This window comes from Moorena sp., assembly GCF_982860115.1.
Map to the genome: position 1 here is coordinate 19,781 of NZ_CEYLVT010000088.1, position 8,335 is coordinate 28,115.

General features: G+C 43.8%; 7 protein-coding genes. 5 read left to right on the forward strand and 2 right to left on the reverse strand.

Features of this window, described 5'->3' with window-relative positions; all coding sequences use genetic code 11:
- The first annotated feature begins 3 nt into the window (after positions 1-3).
- The gene (locus tag AC4II3_RS16540; RefSeq protein ID WP_488010471.1) at positions 4-591 is read left to right on the forward strand and encodes an IS607 family transposase; all 588 of its coding nucleotides are present in this window, start codon (positions 4-6) and stop codon (positions 589-591) included.
- On the forward strand, positions 494-1,666 hold the full coding sequence (locus AC4II3_RS16545; protein ID WP_488029381.1) for an RNA-guided endonuclease InsQ/TnpB family protein: 1,173 nt from the start codon (positions 494-496) through the stop codon (positions 1,664-1,666). The genes AC4II3_RS16540 and AC4II3_RS16545 overlap by 98 nt, the downstream gene beginning before the upstream one ends.
- Before the next feature lie 185 nt (positions 1,667-1,851).
- Here the strand turns inward: AC4II3_RS16545 and AC4II3_RS16550 are convergent, their stop codons facing one another.
- Together AC4II3_RS16550 and priA are read right to left on the reverse strand one after the other, a co-directional pair.
- Positions 1,852-2,424 carry a hypothetical protein gene (locus AC4II3_RS16550; RefSeq protein ID WP_488029379.1) on the reverse strand — a complete coding sequence of 191 codons (573 nt, stop codon included), beginning with the start codon at positions 2,422-2,424 and terminating at the stop codon, positions 1,852-1,854.
- Between the two features lie 508 nt (positions 2,425-2,932).
- Positions 2,933-5,518: a primosomal protein N' gene (priA, locus tag AC4II3_RS16555; RefSeq protein ID WP_488016126.1), complete on the reverse strand. Its 2,586-nt coding sequence runs from the start codon at positions 5,516-5,518 to the stop codon at positions 2,933-2,935.
- Positions 5,519-5,987: 469 nt separating this feature from the next.
- On the opposite strand from priA, the gene AC4II3_RS16560 reads away from it, so the two are divergent.
- From AC4II3_RS16560 to AC4II3_RS16570, 3 genes are all read left to right on the forward strand, one after another.
- Positions 5,988-7,109 (forward strand): RNA polymerase sigma factor, RpoD/SigA family, encoded by a 1,122-nt coding sequence (locus AC4II3_RS16560; RefSeq protein ID WP_488016125.1) that lies wholly within the window; start codon positions 5,988-5,990, stop codon positions 7,107-7,109.
- 337 nt (positions 7,110-7,446) lie between these two features.
- Positions 7,447-7,950, forward strand: a complete 504-nt coding sequence (locus AC4II3_RS16565; RefSeq protein ID WP_488016123.1) for an N-acetyltransferase family protein — start codon at positions 7,447-7,449, stop codon at positions 7,948-7,950.
- A 121-nt stretch (positions 7,951-8,071) separates the two neighbouring features.
- Positions 8,072-8,278 (forward strand): glycogen debranching protein, encoded by a 207-nt coding sequence (locus AC4II3_RS16570; protein ID WP_488016121.1) that lies wholly within the window; start codon positions 8,072-8,074, stop codon positions 8,276-8,278.
- Positions 8,279-8,335 lie beyond the last annotated feature (57 nt).

Consider the following 8,335-nt stretch of genomic DNA (forward strand, 5'->3'; position numbering starts at 1 on the left):
GTCATGACATTAGTACCACTCCGTAAGGCGGTCGAACTTACGGGACTTTCCGAAAACACCCTAAGGAAGTATGCAGACAATGGCACCATCAAGTGCGAACGAACCCCAAGCGGGTACAGAATGTTTGATACAGTTAGTCTTGCCACTTTGGGTAGACGACAATCATCCAAACCAGCCACGATCTGTTACTGCCGAGTCAGCAGCCAAAAACAGAAAGACGACCTGGCCAGACAAATCGCTTACATGCATTCCCTCTTCCCGGAAGCGGAAATCATCAAAGACGTCGGATCAGGACTCAACTACAAAAGGAAAGGGCTTCGAGCCATATTGGAGCGACTTATGCAAGGAGGTCAGCTCACAATTGTTGTTGCCTGTAGAGACAGACTCACCCGATTCGGTTTTGAACTGTTTGAATACTTGGTCGGTCTCAACGGTGGAAAAATCCTGGTTCTCGACCAACCTGAAAGCTGTCCCGAATCAGAACTCACCGCAGATCTTCTCTCCATCATTCACGTCTTCTCTTGCCGCGTCCACGGACTCCGAAAGTACGGTAAGAAAATCAAAGAAGATTCGAGTGTTCCTAAGTCCTGAACAGAGATTGATGATTCGCCGGTGGTTTGGAGTGTCCCGTTATGTGTTCAACAAGACCGTCAAAATACTTCAGATAGGCGTTGTCAAGGCAAACTGGAAAGCCATTAAGACTGGGATTTTAAATGACCTTCCTGATTGGTGCAAGTCAGTACCTTATCAAATTAAATCTATAGCGATTAAGGATGCTTGCACCGCTGTCAGGGAGGCCAAGAAAAAATCTAAAAAAACTTCGGAAATTAATAGGGTTAGATTTAGGTCTCGCAAAAATCCTGTTCAGTCTTGTTATATTCCTAAGTCGGCGGTTTCAGTTAAAGGAGTTTATTACACGAAGTTAGGTGAAATAACCTTTACTGAAACACTTCCCGATAATATCTGTGATTGTCGATTGACTAGCACCAACGGGGACTATTACCTGGTAGTCCCTTACAAGACTACTAAATTGAAAACCGAAAACCAAGGTAGAGTAGTAGCTTTGGATCCTGGTGTTAGGACTTTCTTGGCGTTTTTTAGCGAGACTTCTGTTGGGAAAATAGGTCAAGGTGATTTTTCTCGAATTCAACGCTTATGTCAACACCTAGACAATCTGATTTCAAAAATCAGTAAAGCCAAGGGTAAGCAGAAACGTCGAATGAGAAAAGCAGCTAGAAGGATGGTAGTCAGAATCCAAAATCTAGTTAATGAACTTCATCACAAGGCGGCTAGGTTTTTAGTTGATAACTTTGACGTAATATTGCTTCCCACCTTTGAGACGTCTCAGATGTCTAAAAAGCCGAACCGAAAACTTAGATCTAAAACGGTTCGTAATATGCTGTCTTTTGCTCACTATCGGTTTAAAGAGTTTTTGAAGCATAAAGCAATCGAAAACGGCAAGATTGTTGTTGATGTCTGCGAAGCTTATACCAGTAAAACAGTTAGCTGGACTGGTGAACTAGTCAAAATTGGTGGGAGCAAAATTATCAAGTCAAAAATTGATGGCCAGACAATGGATAGAGACATCAATGGCGCACGAGGCATATTTCTTCGTGCTTTGGTAGATACACCCTGGTTGAGAGATCAGCTTGCATTGGTGGGCTAAGGTCTATTTTGGTAGACTTTGGTAGCCAAAAAGTATCGGTGAGTAGAACTGTCAGGATAGGTTCTATGACCCTTCGATAAAACTGTCAGATTAATCGAAAACCAACCCTTGATTCAGCAACGCCGCTGATAACTGATAGCTGTTCGCGTAGCGTGCGCGTAGCGCATAAACTGATAGCTTAAATACTAACCCCAAACTAAGACAGCATAAACTCCATAGATAAAATAAACACTAAGTACAATCGCAATAATAATCCGAGCCTTCATGGAAGTATGGCGTTTCCATAATACAAAGCATCCCACTATAACAGTCAACACTTCTAGGGGAGCAAAAATATGACCATAATGACGAGAATCCCAATAAGAAACAGGGCTTTCAAAGCGCCAGTTTGACAATGGGAAAAAGTGACGATGGGCATCATCAGCATGAACAGGAAAATCTCCAATCCCATGAACAGCCATGCTAGCAAACATAGCAATCAGAAAGGTTTGACGAAAATAGTAGGCTAACAACCCACCTATTAGTATCAATGGAAAAGAATTGAAAATATCAAAAAATACTTGCCAGCTTGGGTTATAATAGGATTCAGACCAAATTACGTCTTCAGGAATTCCTCTGAGTAATTTTTCATATATGTAAAAAATTACCATTGGGAAATCTGGTAATATCGCACCGAACACAATTGGTAAATTATTTTCGGGCTTTCTTTTTTTTCCTAAAATCAGGAGATTGACGATGGCGTGAGCGGGAGTATTCACAAATAAGGGAGTAGGGAGTAGGGAGTAGGGAGTAGGGAATCGGGAATCGGGAATCGGGAATCGGGAATCGGGAATCGGGAATTAAGAATTAAGAATTAAGAATCGGGAATTAAGAATTGGGAATTGGGAATTGGGAATCGGGAACATAAATATGTCTTGTAAGGCAGATTTTTGGTTATGATTTCGCCCCCCTAGCCCCCCAATTCTGGGGGGAATAAAATTATCAAAGTCCCCCAAAGTTGGGGGATTTAGGGGGCTTTACCAAAACCAGACGATCCCGCATTCATACTTCAATTCAGTAACGCCATATGTCTTAACCTTTACTTCGACTCCTATAACTTTAACCCTTCAACCTTAAACCAACTTTAACTCTTCAACCTTCAACTTGTAACTTATAGCTTTTATTGCATTTATGAGTTACACTTATAAACCTCAAAGTCCCCCTTTTTAAGGGGGATTTAGGGGGATCGCTTTGTCCCTCATAGCTAGAAGAATTGCTATATACCTTTCAACTTATATTCAACGGATTAACATCAATAGTCAAGCTAATATCTGGAGGACACATATCCTGGAATTCCCGCCAATTCAGTAACCTTGCGGGCACAGTAGGAGGAAACTTAAGTAAAATCTGCCATCGATAGCGACGAGCAACCCGAATCACACTAGCTGGTGCTGGTCCTAGGATATCGTATTCGGCTTCAGGAGTATCTAACCTGTCGGCTAAATCCTCCGCTACCTTCTCTACCGCCACAGGATCCAATCCACTTATGCGCAACAGAATCAAATCACCATAAGGGGGATAGTTTAGTGCTGCCCGTTGTTCCAATTCGTCCGAGATAAACGACTGATAATTATGAGTTTTGACAGCCTGAATCACAGGATGCTCTGGGGAATAAGTTTGAATAATCACCTGACCAGGGTCATCCCCACGACCGGCACGACCTGCCACCTGAGTTAAGGTTTGGAATGCCCGCTCGGATGCTCTATAGTCTGACAAATACAGTAGTCCATCTGCTGCTACTACTCCCACCAGTGTCACCTGAGCCAGATCTAATCCTTTGGTCAGCATTTGGGTTCCCACCAACAGGTCAGCTTCCCGATTAGCGAATTGAGTTAACAGAGTGCGATGAGCATTCTTGGTACGAGTGGTATCACTGTCAAAGCGGATAATTCGCAACTCTGGAAACAGCTTCGCCAAATCTTGAACAACCCGCTGAGTACCACTACCGAAAAATTTCAGGTAGGGAGAACTACATTCTGGACAACTACGGGGATGGAGTTGTCCGAAATTGCAATAGTGGCACCGCAATACTTGAGTAGCGCCTTCATGAGTATAGTGATAGGACAAGGAAACATCACAGTTAGGGCACTCCACCACATGACCACAACTACGACAAGACACAAAGGTACTGTGTCCCCTGCGGGGGATAAATAAAATTCCCTGTTTCTCTTGTTCTTTTAGTCGTCTCAAGCTGTCTTGGAGAGAACGGCTAAAAATCGACCGATTACCAGCTTGTAACTCCTGCCTCATATCCACAATTTCCACTGGTGGCAGGGGTCTGGATTGAATCCGTTCCGGTAGGGATAAGTAATGAGTGTTAAGTTCTGGATGCTGAGGAGGTGAACAGGTCAAGGGTTGAACCTCAGGAGCTGAAGAGGTCAGGGGATTAATGTCACTACTGATCTGACCATCTCTCGCTCCCCCCATCACCTTAATACTGACCCAGCTTTCCACCGAAGGAGTAGCGGAACCTAAAATAAGGGGACAATTTTCTAATTCTGCTCGCCACTGAGCAACGGTGCGAGCGTGGTAGGTAGGAATGGGTTGGTCTTGCTTGAAGCTAGAGTCGTGTTCTTCATCTAAAACAATTAATCCCAACTGGGGCAAAGGGGCAAAAACAGCAGAACGAGTGCCAATCACCACTTGTGGTTCACCTGGGATCATCTGTCGCCAGGTATCATAGCGCTCCCCTTTATTCAAGGCACTGTGGTAAACCCGAACTTTGTCACCAAAGCGAGCCCGGAAACGGTCAGTTATTTGAGGAGTTAAGCCAATTTCCGGCACCAACACCAAAGCGGATTTCCCTTGCGCTAGGATTGGTGCGATCGCTTGTAGATAGACCTCCGTTTTTCCAGACCCAGTCACCCCATGCAACAGCACTTGGGCAAAGCCATCAATAGTATTAATCAGCTCTAATGCACGGGATTGGGCATTTGTCAAGTTTTTTGGGGCATCTGTAGCCATGGTTGGTGAAGTAGCACTGCGCAATACTTCCCTAGGCTCAATCACCACATATCCCTTATCTTCCCATGAATTTATAGTTGAAGAACTAACATTACAAATTTGTGATAGTTCACTCAACCACAAATCCCCCCCACGACGGCGTAGCACCTCCAATACTTCCCGTTGCCGTCGAGTCAGATCAGACCGATTGATATCAGCCACCAGAGTCACAGCTTTTTTGAGCTTAGGACGAGTTGGCTTAGGAGCTTCCAGATAACTTTCCACCCAACCTCGCTTGAGCAAGTGACGTAACCCTGCTTTAGCCCCCTTTACCTGACGTTGGAGGTATTGCCAGCTGTAATCCCCATTGGGTTTAGCCTGGAGAATCTCCAAAATCTGACTTGCGGCTGAATTATTGACAAAGACATGAGCCTCTTTAGGCAAAACCGAGGCATTGAGGCGAATTCGACGCTGCGATCGCCCTAACAGTCCTGGAGGTAAGGCAGACCGAATCACTTGGATTAGAGGGGTGCAGTAGTACTGAGCAACCCGCTCTAACAGTTGGCAGTAGGAACTGGGAAAGAAACCGGGACTGATCACCTCCTCCACGTCCTTAATTTTTTCTCGTGGTAAGTTTGGGGGTGGAGAGTCTACAATCCGAATAGCGATCGCTCCTAGCTGTTGAGTCCCGAATGACACACTCAAAACATCTCCAGGATTGATTGATGCATCCAATGAATTACGATAAGTATATATACCTTGAACTCCTGGACAATCTACTAGGACTTCAACCCACTTTTCTTGGCCACCACCAGAAAAGTAAAGTGCTCTAGGCTCAGCTAACAGTAGACCTAAAGGAGGATTAGACATAGGGCAGCTTTAGTTTGGGAAGGCTCCTATTCTATCACTATTGATAGATAGGAAAATTCTAAAATATGTGAGATCCTGTTTCCAGAGTCAAAATAAATAATAAAAGCAATGGTAAGAGAATTATCTCTCCTGCTTTCACCCTAGACTGTAACTAAAATCTATGTAATTAAACATTTCGTAATTACAGATACAACTAGCCAAACTGCTTCTGGTAAGCTTAAAATCATTAATTTATAATCACGTCAATCACACATAAACTACTTGAAGCAGGTTGGGTCACTGATATTTGAGGGTTTGGAGCGTGTTTTAGCTGCTCTGTCTAGAGTATTAAGTTCTTTGTGAAACCAACAACACCCATTTTTGATAACAGATTTCTCTTTAAAGGCCAATTTTCAGCAACAGACAGCCTCAACCCCTCACGGCAACGGTTTTAACAAACTTAAAATACACTTGCAACTCACACATCCCTATGAATATTACAGAATTAAACCAGACTCATACAATGCCTTCTACGGAAGAGAAAGATTTTTTTGTTAGTGATCACATTGAGCCAGAGGAAACTGATTTACAGCGTGTAGCCGTCGAATTCACCGAAGACGATGAACTAGTGGTCTCTACTTCCCATAATTTCCGGAAAAGCGGCTCTGATGACACGGTGGGTGCATTCTTTAAGGAAATGGCTCGTTACCCACTGCTCAAGCCAGACGAAGAAGTAGATTTAGCCCGTCGGGTTAAGTTTCTAGTAGAAATCGAGCAACTCCGGAACAGCTTACAGGAAAAATTAGACCGTAAACCAACCAAGGCTGAGGTAGCTGCAGCGGTCGAGATGACAGAACGTCAGTTGGAGGGGAATTTATATCGCGGTCGTGTGGCAAAACGCAAGATGATTCGCTCGAACTTGCGCTTAGTGGTTTCAATTGCTAAACGATATATTAATCGGGGTGTACCATTTCTAGATTTGATTCAAGAAGGTGCGTTGGGCTTAAACCGAGCAGCAGAAAAGTTTGACCCAGATAAGGGTTACAAGTTTTCTACCTATGCTTATTGGTGGATTCGTCAAGCCATTACTCGCACTATTGCCAATGATGCCCGAACTATTCGTCTACCAATCCACATTGTAGAAAAGCTCAATAAACTTAAAAAAGCTCAGCGGGAACTGAAACAACAACTGCAGCGCAATCCTAATGAAATAGAACTTGCTCAAGCCCTAGAAATCTCCCCCTCCCATTTGCGTCAGTTACTAGAATTGCGTAGGCGCTCCCTTTCCTTGAATCACAGAGTTGGTAAAGGGGAAGACACAGAACTGATGGATTTGCTCGAAGACAATGATCTACGATTGCCCGAAGATAAGATGAATGAATCCATGATGCGCCAGGAGATTTGGGAAGTTCTGAGTGATGTCCTGACTGAGCGGGAAAAAGATGTGATTTCTCTACGCTATGGTTTAGCCAGCAGTGAACCCTACACCCTAGAAGAAGTAGGAGGCATGTTCAATCTCTCTCGGGAACGGGTGCGTCAGATTCAAAGCAAAGCCATGCGTAAGCTACGCCGTCCCCAAGTGGCTCGACGGCTTAGAGACTGGTTGACCTAGTGCAGTAGGGCTTAATTGAAGCTCCTGAATTCTAGATAAAGGGTAAGCTATCAGCGAACAGCGATTAGCGCTACGCGCACGGCTGACGGCTGTTGGCCTAGCCTGCGCGTAGCGCATATGCTGACGATAAAGATGATGTCGAAATCAGATAATTCCGGTTAATTAGTTACCAAATAATCTCTGGGTAAATAATCTTTGGCCAAATAATCTATGGATTATTTGGCCATAATAATGGGGAATAAGTAATTGTCAATTACCCATTACCCATTACCCATTACCCAATAAGGGATATGATAATTAATCAAATTGTCTTTTTGATTGTCCCTTTGCCAGCACTATGGGTAACTTTACCTTAAGACCAGCTACAGAAGCTGATGTAGCGATTCTGTTTAATTTGATTAAGGCCCTAGCAGAGTATGAAAAACTCTCCGACGCTGTAACTGGCAATGCTGATGACCTGAAAGAACACCTGTTCGGCGCTAAACCCTATGTAGAGGCGATTATCGTTGAACAGGGTGGTCAAGGGGTGGGATTTGCACTGTTTTTTCACAACTATTCCACATTTCTAACTAAGCCTGGAATTTATCTAGAAGATTTATTTGTGCTACCGGAATATCGCCGCCAAGGTATCGGTAAAGCTATACTCAGTTACCTGGCTCAGCTAGCAGTGGAGCGTGGCTATGGGCGTTTAGAATGGAGTGTACTCGATTGGAATGAACCTGCGATCGCATTTTATGAACGTATGGGAGCAGCAGTATTGCCAGACTGGAGAATTTGTCGAGTGACTGGAACGGCTCTCAATCAGCTAGCTGAGTTTACCGATCCAGCTTCGACTCACTAATGTAGGTCAAATGCTATACTAAAACGTATATACAGGTGCGACCCTATACGCCTAGTTGCAGGTGAACGGCAAAAAGGAGATAGGGTAATTTGCATCTGAGTTTATATTAAAATAATCACTAATGACTATTTGGGTAAACGAGCAGATTGATCCATCGGGTCTTCTCTACTCTTGTATTGCTACTTGCAACGAAGAGCAGGCGAAGGATTGCCACGAGTCGTTTCAGAGCAACTTGACTGATCAGCAAAAAGCAGCGGGTTGGGTTGCCCGATTACGCACAGTTAAGTCTTGGGATGAAGTACCGGTGAATACCTTGAAACTGAATTAGATCAATTAAGAATTAAGAATTAAGAATTAAGAATTAAGAATTAAGAATTAAGAATTA